The following is a 14199-nucleotide window of genomic DNA, read 5'->3' on the forward strand; positions in this document are numbered from 1 at the left end:
TTTCTGAGAAGTATTAAGTAAGGCCTTCCATTTCGCCCTTTGCCGTTTGCCGTTTGCCGTTTGCCGTTTGCCGTTTGCCCTTCAGGTTAAAGCATCCGAATGTTGCCGAAGGAGGCAAAAAAATAGTACGACCCGCAGGGATGCGGGGCGAGGCGCAGCGACATCTGACAAAATTGCAGGAGCAATTTTGAACAGCACGCAGTGCTGGCCCAAAGGGCCGAGCCTCATGGATGAGGCGAGTACTCCGGCTCTGCGCCGGTGCGTCATTTTTTTGCTGACTGAGGTTGCCGCCGCAACGCGGCGGTCAACAGTCAGCTGCGCAGGCGCGGGGAGTGCAGAGGGGCGTTCGCCCCAACGCCCCTCTGCTCGACGCAAACACCATTGCCGAGATAAGCACTGCATCAAAGACGGCGAAACTTACACCAAACCAAACTAAACTAACCTCAATACCTAATCCTAAACCCCGCAATATCCTTCACCGCCCGCGGCTCCATCAACACTCTTTCCACCCTCGCCGACTTCGGCCCAACCTTAAGCCACGCCAGTAACCTCTCCACCTGTTGCTGCTCGCCGCAGGCTAAGACCTCAACCCGACCATCATCCATATTATAGGCATAGCCCGTCACACCCAGCTTTATCGCCTGCTGCTGAGTGTAATAACGAAACCCAACTCCCTGCACAATCCCTGAGACATAAGCCACATAACAAACCTGCATTACGCCCTCCTTTACTTACTGGAAATAAATCACTTTCTATTCTTTACGCACAAAATAAGAAATCGATTACATCATTTACCGGATATATTCATTATCATATACCCGCACTCAATTACCATTTGTTGAGGCTACGAATAAAAAATAACAACGTTCAGAAGGAACCTGACATGTTTAAAAATCTCTTCGGCAAGAAAACACCTCAAAAAGAATTCATCACCATCACGCTAAACGCCAAACTTCAGCCAATGCATCGTGCAGATTTAGAAGATGCTTTAAGTATCGTGCTCGACAAACAAAATATCGGTGATATTTGCGGTGGTGGCTCACTGTTAGAAGACAATGGCGAAATCAAAGAGTGCGACATCGAAATTGAAGCCATCGATAGTAGCGAACAGGCTATTGAACATATTTTAAGTTTTCTAAAAAACACACTGTCTCCAAAAGGTTCCAGACTGCGCGTCGGGGATAAAGTGATTCCTTTTGGCGAACATGAAGGACTTGGCCTCTATCTTAATGGCACCGATCTGCCGGATGAGATCTACCAAAATTGTGATATTAACGAAGCCTGGGCAGAAATCGAAAAACTGCTGGGCGAAGAAGGTAGCATCCACAGCTACTATCAGGGCAACACCGAAACAGCGCTCTATATATATATGGCAACCAGTTTGAAGTTATGCATCAGTTAATTAAGCCATATCTTGACAGCTATCCACTGTGCCAACAGTGTCGTGTTGTAAAAATAGCCGGATAACTTTTATTTAGTGACAATGCCTCTATAGTTAATAGGGATATGATCACCACCATCAGACACAGAGGAACGACCAAATATGAAGACAAACGTTCGCCGGATTCTGCTTGCTCTGACCATAGCGGGAACCGGTTTAATTGCAGCGATACAACCCGCTGCTGCGAAAATATCAACGCCAGCTCAACAAAAAGTACAGGTTCCCGGCTATTACCGAATGCAATTAGGCGATTTTGAAATTACCGCACTGTATGACGGTTATGTCAAAATTGATAATAAACTTCTTAAAGGGATCAGCGCTAAAGACGCCAAGACCCTGATGGACAAAATGTTTATTGATAGCAATAACGGTGTGCAAACTGCCGTTAATGCTTATCTGATTAATACCGGAAAAAATCTGGTGTTAGTGGATTCGGGTACCGCCAAGTGTTTTGGCCCAACCCTTGGGGCAATCAACAGCAATATTAAAGCTGCGGGTTACTCCCCTGAACAAATTGACACCGTCTTGTTAACTCACCTGCATGCTGACCACACCTGTGGTATTGCTGATGACGGTAAGATGGCCTTCCCTAATGCTACGGTTTACGCTTCTAAAGGTGATGCAGATTATTGGTTAAGCTCTGCGGTTACTGCTAAAGCACCGGATGAAGCTAAACCCTTATTCAAAATGGCTCAGGATGCTGTAGCGCCTTATCAAACGGCAGATAAGTTTAAAGTCTATAACCCTGGAGATACCCTGATTCCTGGAGTGGAAGTGGTTGCAACGCCGGGCCATACGCCAGGTCACTCTTCCTATCTATTCAGTTCAAAGGATCAGAACCTGTTGGTATGGGGTGATATCGTTCACAGCCATTCGATTCAATTTGCCCATCCTGAAGTGGCGCTTGAATTTGACGTTAACAGTAAGCAAGCCATAGAAACCCGTAAAAAGATGTTCGCTAACATCGCTAAAAATGATCTGTGGATTGCAGGAGCACATTTACCGTTCCCTGGACTTGGGCACGTTGGCGTTGAAGGTAAAGGTTATAAATGGGTTCCGATTGAATACAGCCCAATTATTGTAACGCCGGAAAAATAGTTTTGATGATGTCAGAAAGGCAGCTCACGCTGCCTTTTTTATAATCAATTAACTTCCACAGCTATTCAACCGCCTTCTGGCCTCACCAATTCCCCGCATCACCATCTCTTCTGCGCGATGTAGTAAACCACTATCCCCCTGAACTAATACCTCTAACTAGCTGCGTTTCTCCCCCAGATAGTCCACGGCAAATTCAGGATCAAACAGTGCAATATTGCGACTATTATCGATAATATCCGCCAGTTTAATGGTTTTAGCTTCCGGGCAGGCACGAGCGGTATGCAGCAGGTCAAGATGAAATCTGGCTTTGCGATCGCCATCGGCACTTCGGCTAACTTTGGTCAGCATCTCTACATAAGTAGCCACAGTGTGTCCAAAGTATCGTTGAATATCTTTCAGGTTTACTCCGGTATCCTCTACCGTGTCATGCAACCAGGCTGCTGCGATCATTTCCTGAGTGTGGGGCACAGAGCGAACCAGCTCGACGACTGCCGCCGGATGGACAATATAAGGTGCATTAGTATATTTACGCCGTTGATTAACATCAGTATGTGCCTGAGTGGCAAATACCCTCGCTCTCAGCTCCAGATCGCCCATTTATTGCCTCATAAATGATTGGGTTCCTGATATTAACTCTATGACATTGATAGCAAGGTGTCAGGTAAATCAACCCTGTTTTTATTTAACTACAAGTATCGGTTGTGAATTCTTCAACAGGAAGCCAGTAATACAGCGACATCAATCCTGCAATTTGCGCGAGAAAATAGAGCACGACACCCAATACTATGGCTCCAACCAGCCAATATGAAATTCTCAATATGCGAGGTTGTCGTAATAAATCAGAACATTTATACAGCAGAAAGAAATAAAACAGGCTGATGAGTAAACCGATTAATATTGCCGGAACTAATAATTGATCGTTGAACTGTTTTAACTGCTGCCGTAGCGTCTCGGAGCATCCCAACGATGAGATGCCATAAGTCGAGGTCGCCCAGCTCTCCAGTATCAGCGTTAGAGAATGGCAAAGCAGTAGCCATAAGCTGGAAGAGAGTACCAGCGGAAATATTATGCGTAAGTGGTTCATCAATTATGCGGTTCCTTCGCCTCAAACTGCGTTAACTGAATCTGTTATCAGCCAATCAGACTAAATCATATTGCTTAATTATATGAAACCGGGTGGCAACCTCACACCTGATACGGCCTGTTTATCCGAAGTTTGTAGACCTCAGGCCGAATGCCGTTCAATCAACACAAAGCCAACATCAACGATAGGATCGGAAACGAAACCACCCGCCAGTTTTTCCAGCAGCATATCGGTAGCGCGTTTTCCAACCCCCCACCGATCAATCCCTACAGTCGTGATAGCAGGTTCGTGAAAAGCAGCAAAGTCGAGATCGCCAAAACCCATCACTGCAATATCTTCAGGAACTCGCATTCCCCGATGTACTGCTTCCACAATTGCTCCCTGTGCCAGCGTATCTGAGCTACAGACTAAAACGTCAGGCACTGCATCACTCTCAAGCAAACTGGCGCAAGCCTCTCTGCCCAATTTTAGCGAGGCGGGAAGCGGAACCAGCACCTCTGTCGGCGTATCAACACCATGCTGTGCCAGAAGCTCGCAAACGCCATTCTTGCGCTGAGCGGCGCGCCGATCCTCTGTCCATATCAGGCCAAAGCGCCGATATCCCTTATTTAACAGGTATTGCCCTATCGCGTAACCTACTTTTTCGTGAGAAAAACCGACTAACATATCGAGTGGAGTTGGTGTCAGATCCCAGATTTCAACCACGGGAATACTCGCATTGAGCACCGTCTTTCTCAATTCGGGTGAGTGATGGATTCCGGTCAAAACGATGCCGTCAGGTCGACGGGAAAGAATTGTCGTTACAATTTCAGCCTCAGACTCATGGGTATATCCCGCCACACACAGCAGCATATGATAACCCCGCCGGGCAAGTTCATCGCTAATAGACTGGATCGTATCAACAAACATGCTGTTGTTTATCTGCGGCACGACAACCGCAATCAGTTTACTGCGTTTAGAAGCCAGTCCACCAGCCAGTGCGTTAGGTATATACCCCGTTGCGCGCACCGCCGCCATGACCTTTTCTACCGTCTTTGGTCGCACTACCTGTGGCGTGTTTATCGCCCGGCTAACGGTCATCGCAGAAAGCCCCGCTTCGCGCGCGACATCCTCAAGGGTAGCCGGCCGCAACGAGCCTGTGGAAGTTTTTCCAGCTTTAATTGGTCACCTACCGTGTAATCAAACAAGGAGTTAGATACAGGTATTATCATGGAACAGCCCTCTCTTTACCAGTGTAATCCCGCTGGCAACCAGTGCCTTGCTATGTCTTGCCATATCTTACCCATAAATGTTTACGCAAACATTTATGGGTAAATGCACAAAAAACAAAGAACTGTGAATGGCTTCCCGAATACTTAACTAACACTATTAATATATGTGATCAAACAATCAACTTTACATATATGACATGTTTTTATTTTATCGAGTAATTTATAAATGTTAGCGCAAACATTTAATCAATAAGGAACTAAAATCATGCTAAGTGCTAACTCAGATGCAGTTACCTACGCTAAAGTTGCTAACGGGAAAACCGCCGCCGAAACTGGAGACAGAATTGAGTGGGTTAAGCTCTCTCTGGCCTTTTTACCTTTGGCGACACCCGTCAGCGATGCCAAAGTGCTCACCGGTCGCCAAAAGCCGTTGACTGAAGTGGCCATCATCATTGCCGAAATTCGTACTCGAGACGGCTTTGAGGGCGTGGGCTTCAGCTATTCCAAACGCGCTGGCGGTCAGGGAATCTACGCTCATGCCAAAGAGATTGCCGACAATTTGCTTGGCGAAGACCCTAACGATATCGATAAAATCTATACCAAGCTATTGTGGGCTGGTGCCTCAGTCGGACGCAGTGGTATGGCTGTACAGGCGATTTCTCCCATCGACATCGCTCTGTGGGACATGAAGGCCAAGCGAGCCGGTCTGCCACTGGCCAAACTGTTTGGTGCTCACCGGGACTCGGTTCAATGCTATAACACCTCCGGCGGCTTCCTGCACACACCGTTGGAACAAGTGCTCAAAAACGTCATCATCTCTCAGGAAAGTGGTATCGGCGGCATCAAACTAAAAGTCGGTCAGCCCAATACGGCTGAAGACATCCGTCGACTAACGGCGGTTCGCGAAGCATTAGGCGACAATTTTCCGCTGATGGTTGACGCCAACCAACAATGGGACCGGGAAACTGCCATCCGCATGGGGCGTAAAATGGAGGACTTTAACCTTATCTGGATTGAAGAGCCTCTGGATGCCTACGATATTGAAGGCCACGCAGCGCTCGCCGCAGCACTGGATACGCCGATCGCTACCGGCGAAATGCTCACCAGCTTTCGCGAGCACGAACAACTTATTCTCGGTAACGCCTGCGACTATGTACAGCCCGATGCACCTCGCGTTGGCGGTATCTCCCCCTTCCTGAAAATCATGGATTTAGCCGCCAAACACGGCTGCAAGTTGGCTCCTCACTTCGCAATGGAAGTCCACCTGCATCTGTCGGCAGCCTATCCAATTGAACCCTGGTTGGAACACTTTGAATGGCTTAACCCGATGTTCAACGAGCAGTTAGAACTTCGTGACGGCCGCATGTGGATATCTGACCGTCACGGCCTCGGCTTTACGCTAAGTGAACAGGCACGCAAATGGACAGCGTTAAGTTGCGAATTCGGCAAGCGTCCCTGACAACCTGCCAGCGGATGCGCTCCTGCGTCCGCTGAGCCTTCACCTGGAACACCTATAGACAGACGTACCCTATAGAATGGGAGTTGTTTATGAATAACTTAATCAAGCGAACAAATGTTCGCTATACGATCCTTATTTTTCTTTTTTTGGCTACCGTCTTTAACTACGCAGATCGGGCAACGCTGTCCGTCGTCGCACCGATTATGAGTAAAGAGCTGGCATTTGATCCTGAGATTATGGGTTGGGCTTTCTCATCTTTCGGTATTTCCTACGTCATTATGCAAATCCCTGGCGGATGGTTATTGGACAAATACGGCTCTCGCCTGGTTTATGGCTGCGCGCTGATTGGTTGGTCAATAGTCACTATGTTTCAGGGGACGATCTATCTGTTCGCCAGCCCGATAGTCGCACTGATAATTCTTCGGCTGCTAATGGGGGCGATTGAAGCTCCAGCCTTCCCCGCTAACAGTCGCCTGAGCGTTCAGTGGTTTCCAAACAAAGAGCGTGGCTTCGTTACTTCCGTTTATCAGGCTGCCCAGTACATCTCTTTGGGCATAGTGACACCGCTGATGACCATTATTCTGCACAATATGAGCTGGCACTATGTTTTCTACTATATCGGTGCTATCGGCATTATTTTAGGCATCATCTGGTTGATATTTATTCGCGATCCACATCACCATAAAAAAATTAACCAGCAGGAGATAGACTACATTCGCGAAGGTGGCGGCGAGCCGGAGTTGGGTGTCAAAAAAAGCGAGAATAAAGTCAGTCTGGCGCAAATCAAGAGCGTATGTGTTAACCGTATGATGATAGGCGTCTATATTGGCCAATTCTGCGTAACATCGATTACCTGGTTCTTCCTGACCTGGTTTCCGACCTACCTCTATCAGGCGAAGGGAATGTCTATTCTTAAAGTGGGCTTTGTCGCTTCAATTCCCGCTATCGCAGGATTTATCGGTGGGCTCATCGGCGGTATGTTCTCCGACTATCTGCTGCGCAAAGGGTACAGCCTGACTGTTGCGCGCAAACTGCCTATCATCTGCGGTATGTTGCTGTCTTGCACTATCGTCGTGGCCAATTATACCGGCTCCGAAGCAGTCGTTATTGCAGCCATGAGCCTGGCATTTTTCTCCAAAGGCTTTGGTAATCTGGGATGGTGTGTTCTGAGCGACACTTCACCAAAAGAAATTTTAGGCATCGCCGGTGGCGTGTTTAACATGTGCGGCAACATGGCCAGCATCATAACACCGCTGGTTATCGGCGTGATTCTGGCCAAAACAAACTCGTTTGATTACGCCATTCTGTATGTAGGCTCAATGGGCCTGATCGGCCTGGTATCCTATCTGTTTATCGTCGGCCCGCTAAAACGCATTAGCCTCTAAGCGGCGATACAAGATATTGGCGCTCTACCTGCGCCAGGCCGCGGTGAAACCCAGACTCCTTTCACCGCGGCATTTTTCCAATCCTGTCACGACTATATCTCCCCTGCTCAGCTTAACAACACCGCTCTTTTAATATCTCAAGATCGGCTTCGCACCGGATAATATATAGAGAATTGGATGCTGACGTTTTCATCAGATCAGGTCATATTGCTTAATTTTACGATACAGCGTGGCAATCCCTACGCCCAGTGCGGCGGCAGCCTGCTTTTTACCTTCTACGCTGGCGCCATATTGTCGTAAAGCATTTTCGATAACTTCACGCTCAACCTGTTTGCCCTGTTTATCCAACCGCTGAATCCCCTTCATACTGCTTTTTTCTTCTTTCATTACATTCAACAGATGAGGAGGCAAATGACTGGCATTAATTCCCGTCGCATCCCCCTGCATCACATAGATATATTCAATAACATTACGCAGTTCCCGGATATTCCCCGGCCAACGATAGGAGTAGAGCAGGTTAACAATGTCTGCCGGAATCTTCTGGCGCTGACGAGCGTAATTTTCAGAGAATTCATCAGCAAAGTATTGTGCCAGTTCGGCAATATCTTCCCTGCGCTCCCGTAACGAAGGTAATACCAGCGGCACAACGTTCAGACGATAAAATAGATCCTCACGAAACTGTCCGTTCTCTACCATGTCATAAATGTTTTTATTGGTGGCAGCAATGATTCGTACGTCAATATTAATCACATTATTAGAGCCCACACGGGTAATAGCCCTCTCCTGCAACACCCTCAACAACTTGGCCTGTAAATGCAGTGGCATATCACCAATTTCATCCAAAAACAGGCTACCGCCATTCGCCAGCTCAAATTTACCAACCCGCCCTTTTGGGTCCGCGCCGCTAAATGCTCCTCGAACGTAGCCAAACAGCTCGCTTTCCAATAGTTGTTCAGGTATTGCCGCGCAGTTAATGGTGACAAAAGGGGCCGTTTTACGCGGGCTATTTTGATGAATGGAAAACGCTACCACCTCTTTACCAGAACCACTTTCACCAGTAATCAACACGCTGGCATAGCTGTTAGCAATTTTGGCGATGGTATTTCTCAATTGCTCCATTGGCTGAGAATGACCAATTAGCCGGGCCCGGCTGTCTGATTCATAGGCTGAAGTAGTGATTTTGCTCATATAGTCCCGGGCATCGTGAAATATCACCATCGTCAGACTATCGTTTTCCAGTGAAGAGAGGGAAATCTGCTTACACAATACGTGGCGCTTTTGATCCTCCAGCGTTAACCAGGCTTCTTCATCACCATAGATAATATCGCCGGTGGTCTCGATAGTCAGCGGCAGCCCAATCACCTCCCGGTTAAATAGTCGGGCGGCGGAGAGATTGGCGTGCCAGATACGGTTTTGACCATCAATGGCGACTACGCCACGATCCATCGCATCAATCAAACTGCGAAACGCGCCCAATGTCTCCTGTGCCCTAAGGCGTTCCAGACATTCAAAAACTTTACTGGAGATCATTACCGCAATTTGTTCGATAAAAGTAATAAATTTATCAATTTGGTTCAGCAGAGTTTGGCGCTGCTCCTGAGTTGAACAGATGATGCCTATCACGCCAATCACTTTATCGTTAAGAAAAATCGGTGCGTTCAGATCCAACATTTCCGAGCAATAAAGGTGCTTTTCACAGTTCTGACACAGGACGTTTTCACCCGGGTTTTTAATCAGTACAGTTTCCTGCACCTGCAAGACATGGCGATAAATATAGCCATTTTTTGCTACGTTCTGGTTAAGCATATGCCGGTATTTTCCCGTTCCGGCAATGCGAATCAGAGAGTCATCAATAATTTCAACGTCCGTCCCGGTAATACCGGAAATGGCATCAGCATAACTACAAATATCATCCTGAATATTTCTCAACACCGAGATCATTGGCAGATATCCTTATTGAAACATCGATTTATCAAAACTTGATAAATTTTCAGTGTTCAATTCAAAAAAAGAAAAGCAATAAAATTATCCCATTGTATTTAAATAAAAATTATTATTTATCCATACAGATCACACAATTTATCATAATTGATAAATTATCATCTTATTGATAAGTCTCAACTTACCAAATCAGAGCTTAGTCATCTATTTGATTGTTATTAATTCATTAAGAATCAACAGCAAATAGCCGCTTCTTCTTATATCTCTTCAACAAAAAACCAATATGGCACGCCTCTTGCTCTTACCTATTCATCGATAACACCATTTCTGCAATCAATGCGTTGTAGAAAATTAAAAACAGACCATGAGGTTTTTCCATGCAGGATAAATTACAGTTTTTTATAAACCATACGGAATTCACAGAACGACCGACAGCGCCTCTGAAACCGTTTAGCTATGAAGAGCTGCTAAAGGCACTGAACTTTCACCGCTCTATCCCCGGATATGCCCCAACCCCTCTATATAATCTGCCAGCTCTGTCTGAGAAATTAGGGGTAAAAAGCATTTGTCTCAAAGATGAGTCACAACGCTTTGGGTTAAAAGCATTTAAGGTACTGGGTGGCGCTTATGCCATGGCCCGCCATATTGCGGAAAAACTGAATAAAGATATCAGCGAACTGCCTTTTGATGTGATGACCAGTGATGAAGTCAGAAAAATACTAAAAGAAGTGACCTTCGCCACCACTACCGATGGAAACCATGGTCGTGGCGTAGCCTGGATGGCCCGTCAGTTAAAACAAAAATCTGTGGTGTATATGCCGAAAGGCTCTTCTCCAGAGCGCCTGACAGCAATTCGCAACGAAGGTGCTACCGCAGAAATCGTCGATATGAACTACGACGATGCGGTACGAATGACCGCAGAGCAGGCAGAAAAACATGGCTGGATCGTAGTTCAGGATACCGCCTGGGAAGGTTATGAAAAGATCCCTCTGTGGATTATGCAGGGTTACGGCTCACTGATGCTGGAGTCTCTTGAACAACTGCATCAGGTTCCTCCTACTCACGTTTTTGTGCAGGCCGGTGTTGGCTCCTTTGCCGGAATGGCACAAGGCATGTTAACCGCAGCTTACGGTGAAAACAGACCAAAAGTGATTGTGGCTGAAGCGCTGATTGCCGACTGTCTGTACCGTTCCGCCCTGTCCAAAAAAGGCGATGCTATCGCCGTTGGTGGTGACCTGCAAACCGTAATGGCTGGACTGGCCTGTGGCGAAGCTAACAGCATTGGTTGGGATCTATTGCGGGATTACGCCAATGGCTTTGCTTCCTGTCCTGATTTTGTCGCTACCCATGGCATGCGTATTTTAGGCAACCCACTGGCAGGTGACCCGCGTATTGTTTCTGGCGAATCTGGCGCGGTAACCACCGGATTGCTATCCATTCTGATGCAATCCCCGGCAATGGCGGAAACCCGCCAGCAGTTGGGCCTGAATCAGGACTCCCGAATTTTAGTTATCAGCACTGAGGGCGACACCGACCCGCAGCGTTACCTCGACATTGTCTGGGACGGCGAGATTCCCAGCTTTAAAAAATATTAATCACCCATTTTCAGAGTAATAACGGAGAAAAAACAATGTTATCAGCAAGTCGTTTTGATGAAGTGGTGAAAAACTGTCAGACCCTTATTCATGAAAAAAGCTATTCAGGCCAGGAAGGGAATGTCGTTAAAGCTATCGAAAAAATAATGAAGAGCTACCAGTTTGACGATATTCACGTGGATAAGTACGGCAACATTATCGGTGGAATTATCGGCAATAAACCGGGCAAGACACTGGTTCTTGATGGTCATATCGATACCGTCCCGGTTGATGAAGAGAAATGGAGCCGTAACCCTTACGGCGGCGAAATTGAAGATGGCAAAATTTATGGCCGTGGCACCACCGATATGAAAGGTGCTGTTGCTGCCATGATCTCCGCTGTTGGTTTCTACGGTCAGGATCATCAGCGTGATTTTGCCGGTCGAATCTATGTCGCCTGCATTGTGCACGAAGAGTGCTTTGAAGGTGTGGCTGCCCGCCTGGTCACCGAGCGCTATAAGCCAGACTACGTAATCATTGGCGAAGCATCAGAGCTGAACCTGAAAATTGGTCAACGCGGTCGGGCTGAAATAGTGGTAGAAACCTTCGGTAAACCTGCACACTCCGCTAACCCACAGGCCGGTATTAATGCGGTGTATAAGATGTCTCAGTTGATTGACAAAATCCGTACCGTGACGCCGCCAACCCATCCGGTGTTAGGGCTGGGCATTCTTGAGTTAACCGATATCAAATCTTCGCCTTACCCGGGTGCATCTGTGGTTCCTGATTACTGCCGTGCTACCTATGACCGTCGTTTACTGGTAGGTGAAACCAAAGAGAGCGTTATTGCTCCACTGGAATCTGCCCTGCAAGAACTACAGGCCAGCGACCCACAATTCAAAGGCAAAGTCTCTTACGCCTTTGGTAAAGAGTCCTGCTATACCGGCTCTACCATTGAGGGCGAGCGCTTCTTCCCTGGCTGGGTATTTGAAGAGTCCGATCCTTTTGTACAGTCGGTACTGTCTGGCGTGCGTTCAATGGGTATCGAACCAACCATCACTCAGTACTCGTTCTGCACCAACGGCAGCCACTACGCCGGAGAAGCAGGTATCCGTACCGTTGGTTTTGGTCCATCTCGTGAGAATCTGGCTCACACCATTGATGAATTCATTGAAATAAGTCAGTTAACCGGATCGGCTTCAGGCTATTACGGCATCATTCAAAGCCTGTATGGCAAGTAATCACAGCGAATAACCCTATAACAAAGAAAAATAGAACATCAAAAACAAAAAATAAGAATGATGCCTCTCCCTACAACACATCATTCCGGAGAATTGAGATGAAGACCATATTCAAGAACGGAAAAGTGATAGACGGTACCGGCAATGACGGATTCATTGCTGATGTAGTGGTAAACGAAGGACGAATAGTGTCAATCGGTAAGGCAAATATCGGTATCAACGATCAGGTGATTGATGCCACTGGAAAAATTGTTTGTCCGGGTTTTATTGATACTCATACCCACTCTGACCTGTCCGCCATTATTAATCCGGCTCTGTCAGCCAAGATTCGCCAGGGGATCACTACCGAGTTATTGGGTCAGGATGGCGTGGCATTAGCGCCCCTGCCTGAGCAATATATCGCTGCCTGGAGAAAAAACATCGCCGGGCTGGATGGTGATACCGACAAAATCGACTGGAAATACAAAGATACCGAAGGCTATCTGAATCTGCTGGAAGCTCATCAGCCCGCGACGAATCTGGCCTATCTGGTTCCACACGGCAATATCCGTATGGAGGCCATGGGGCTGGATGGTAAGCCTTCCACCCGTGAAGATGTGGCAAAGATGTGCGAAGTGCTGGAACGCGAGCTGAAAGCGGGTGCCTTTGGTCTGTCCACCGGATTGATCTATATGCCTTGCGCCTTCGGTGATACCGCCGAAATGATTGAGCTGTGTAAAGTAACGGCAAAATATGACGGTATCTTTGTGGTTCACCAGCGTAGTGAAGCAGATGACATCATTACCTCCACCCAAGAGCTGATTGATATTGCCAAGGCATCCGGTGTCTGGCTGCACATTTCCCATATGAAAGTATGTGGCAAAAAGAACTGGGACCTGAGCGATAAAATGCTGGGTATGTTGGAACAGGCTCAGGCTGAAGGTATTCGTATTTCATTCGACCAATATCCTTATGTGGCAGGCAGCACCATGCTTGGGGTTATTCTGCCACCATGGGTTCATTCTGGCGGTACCGATAAACTGCTGGAACGCCTAGAATCACCTGAACTGCGTGAAAAAATGATCGCTGATATTAAACAGGGAATTCCGGGCTGGGATAACTTTATCGACTTCGCGGGTCTGGACCAGATTTTCGTCACCAGCGCTAAAACCGCTAAAAATCAGGATGCCGTAGGCCTCAACCTGATTCAACTGGGGGAATTACGCGGTAAAGATCCTTACAACGCTACCTTCGATCTGCTGTATGAAGAAGAAAATGCCGTAGGCATGGTCGACTTCTACGGCACCGAAGAACACGTCATCAAGTTCCTCTGCCGACCAGAGCAAAACGTCTGTACCGATGGCCTGATGGGTGCAGGTAAGCCGCATCCTCGTGTATTTGGTGCATTTCCCCGCGTTCTGGGCAAATACGTACGTGAAGAGAAGTGCCTCAGTTGGGAAGCGGCTATTCGCAAAATGACAGGTAAACCCGCAGAGGTAATGGGCCTGAAAGACCGTGGCCTGCTAAAAGAGGGTTATGCCGCAGATATTGTGGTGCTTAATCCAGAAACGGTTATCGATAAAGGTACCTTTATTGAACCAAACCAGTACCCGGAAGGCATTGATGTAGTGATGGTTAACGGACGACTGGCCTTAATTAACGGCATAGAAAGTTATGCCTGTAGCGGTAGTGTCATCAGAAAAAAATATTAATAAAACAATGATCAGATGCCTGTCCATCGTGCAGATAAACCTGCGGCGATGGGCAGCTCTACCCAAAGGATATC

Annotated in this window: 12 protein-coding genes; 7 read left to right on the forward strand and 5 right to left on the reverse strand. The window is 47.3% G+C overall.

What is annotated here, in order from left to right:
• Window positions 1-443: 443 nt before the first annotated feature.
• Window positions 444-716, reverse strand: a complete 273-nt coding sequence (yccX, locus tag GOL65_RS10755) for an acylphosphatase (protein ID WP_140921302.1) — start codon at window positions 714-716, stop codon at window positions 444-446.
• A gap of 167 nt (window positions 717-883) precedes the next feature.
• Between yccX and GOL65_RS10760 the strand changes: the two genes are divergently transcribed.
• Together GOL65_RS10760 and GOL65_RS10765 are read left to right on the forward strand one after the other, a co-directional pair.
• A complete protein-coding gene (locus GOL65_RS10760; protein WP_228723091.1) occupies window positions 884-1402 on the forward strand; it encodes a hypothetical protein in 519 nt (172 codons plus the stop codon).
• A gap of 141 nt (window positions 1403-1543) precedes the next feature.
• Complete coding sequence (locus GOL65_RS10765) at window positions 1544-2539, forward strand: MBL fold metallo-hydrolase (RefSeq protein ID WP_140921303.1); 996 nt, start codon at window positions 1544-1546, stop codon at window positions 2537-2539.
• A 156-nt stretch (window positions 2540-2695) separates the two neighbouring features.
• Here the strand turns inward: GOL65_RS10765 and GOL65_RS10770 are convergent, their stop codons facing one another.
• The 3 genes from GOL65_RS10770 to GOL65_RS10780 all read right to left on the reverse strand — a co-directional run bounded on the left by GOL65_RS10770 (window position 2696) and on the right by GOL65_RS10780 (window position 4784).
• On the reverse strand, window positions 2696-3136 hold the full coding sequence (locus tag GOL65_RS10770; RefSeq protein WP_218652026.1) for an HD domain-containing protein: 441 nt from the start codon (window positions 3134-3136) through the stop codon (window positions 2696-2698).
• 85 nt (window positions 3137-3221) lie between these two features.
• Complete coding sequence (locus GOL65_RS10775) at window positions 3222-3623, reverse strand: hypothetical protein (RefSeq protein WP_140921304.1); 402 nt, start codon at window positions 3621-3623, stop codon at window positions 3222-3224.
• A gap of 141 nt (window positions 3624-3764) precedes the next feature.
• Complete coding sequence (locus GOL65_RS10780; RefSeq protein WP_228723117.1) at window positions 3765-4784, reverse strand: LacI family DNA-binding transcriptional regulator; 1020 nt, start codon at window positions 4782-4784, stop codon at window positions 3765-3767.
• Between the two features lie 312 nt (window positions 4785-5096).
• On the opposite strand from GOL65_RS10780, the gene GOL65_RS10785 reads away from it, so the two are divergent.
• Both GOL65_RS10785 and GOL65_RS10790 read left to right on the forward strand, forming a co-directional pair.
• Window positions 5097-6293 (forward strand): L-talarate/galactarate dehydratase, encoded by a 1197-nt coding sequence (locus GOL65_RS10785; RefSeq protein ID WP_140921305.1) that lies wholly within the window; start codon window positions 5097-5099, stop codon window positions 6291-6293.
• Between the two features lie 89 nt (window positions 6294-6382).
• Window positions 6383-7678: an MFS transporter gene (locus GOL65_RS10790; RefSeq protein WP_140921306.1), complete on the forward strand. Its 1296-nt coding sequence runs from the start codon at window positions 6383-6385 to the stop codon at window positions 7676-7678.
• Between the two features lie 192 nt (window positions 7679-7870).
• Here GOL65_RS10790 and GOL65_RS10795 read toward each other — a convergent pair whose 3' ends face one another.
• Window positions 7871-9619 carry a sigma-54 interaction domain-containing protein gene (locus tag GOL65_RS10795; RefSeq protein ID WP_140921307.1) on the reverse strand — a complete coding sequence of 583 codons (1749 nt, stop codon included), beginning with the start codon at window positions 9617-9619 and terminating at the stop codon, window positions 7871-7873.
• A gap of 377 nt (window positions 9620-9996) precedes the next feature.
• Here GOL65_RS10795 and dpaL point away from each other — a divergent pair, with 377 nt between their 5' ends.
• From dpaL to GOL65_RS10810, 3 genes are all read left to right on the forward strand, one after another.
• The gene (dpaL, locus tag GOL65_RS10800) at window positions 9997-11214 is read left to right on the forward strand and encodes a diaminopropionate ammonia-lyase (RefSeq protein WP_140921308.1); all 1218 of its coding nucleotides are present in this window, start codon (window positions 9997-9999) and stop codon (window positions 11212-11214) included.
• 35 nt (window positions 11215-11249) lie between these two features.
• The gene (locus tag GOL65_RS10805; protein WP_130593097.1) at window positions 11250-12434 is read left to right on the forward strand and encodes a YgeY family selenium metabolism-linked hydrolase; all 1185 of its coding nucleotides are present in this window, start codon (window positions 11250-11252) and stop codon (window positions 12432-12434) included.
• Between the two features lie 98 nt (window positions 12435-12532).
• A complete protein-coding gene (locus tag GOL65_RS10810; protein ID WP_140921309.1) occupies window positions 12533-14125 on the forward strand; it encodes an N-acyl-D-amino-acid deacylase family protein in 1593 nt (530 codons plus the stop codon).
• The last annotated feature ends 74 nt before the right edge of the window (window positions 14126-14199 follow it).

The organism is Limnobaculum xujianqingii, from assembly GCF_013394855.1.
Taxonomy (GTDB): domain Bacteria; phylum Pseudomonadota; class Gammaproteobacteria; order Enterobacterales; family Enterobacteriaceae; genus Limnobaculum; species Limnobaculum xujianqingii.

What these genes read in the sequence shown, in the direction of transcription:
- GOL65_RS10795 (WP_140921307.1), bottom strand. Translation starts at nt 9,619, where the DNA reads ATGATCTCGGTGTTGAGAAATATTCAGGATGATATTTGTAGTTATGCT.
- GOL65_RS10810 (WP_140921309.1), top strand. Translation starts at nt 12,533, where the DNA reads ATGAAGACCATATTCAAGAACGGAAAAGTGATAGACGGTACCGGCAAT.
- GOL65_RS10805 (WP_130593097.1), top strand. Translation starts at nt 11,250, where the DNA reads ATGTTATCAGCAAGTCGTTTTGATGAAGTGGTGAAAAACTGTCAGACC.
- GOL65_RS10770 (WP_218652026.1), bottom strand. Translation starts at nt 3,136, where the DNA reads ATGGGCGATCTGGAGCTGAGAGCGAGGGTATTTGCCACTCAGGCACAT.
- GOL65_RS10760 (WP_228723091.1), top strand. Translation starts at nt 884, where the DNA reads ATGTTTAAAAATCTCTTCGGCAAGAAAACACCTCAAAAAGAATTCATC.
- GOL65_RS10790 (WP_140921306.1), top strand. Translation starts at nt 6,383, where the DNA reads ATGAATAACTTAATCAAGCGAACAAATGTTCGCTATACGATCCTTATT.
- yccX (WP_140921302.1), bottom strand. Translation starts at nt 716, where the DNA reads ATGCAGGTTTGTTATGTGGCTTATGTCTCAGGGATTGTGCAGGGAGTT.
- GOL65_RS10775 (WP_140921304.1), bottom strand. Translation starts at nt 3,623, where the DNA reads ATGAACCACTTACGCATAATATTTCCGCTGGTACTCTCTTCCAGCTTA.
- GOL65_RS10765 (WP_140921303.1), top strand. Translation starts at nt 1,544, where the DNA reads ATGAAGACAAACGTTCGCCGGATTCTGCTTGCTCTGACCATAGCGGGA.
- dpaL (WP_140921308.1), top strand. Translation starts at nt 9,997, where the DNA reads ATGCAGGATAAATTACAGTTTTTTATAAACCATACGGAATTCACAGAA.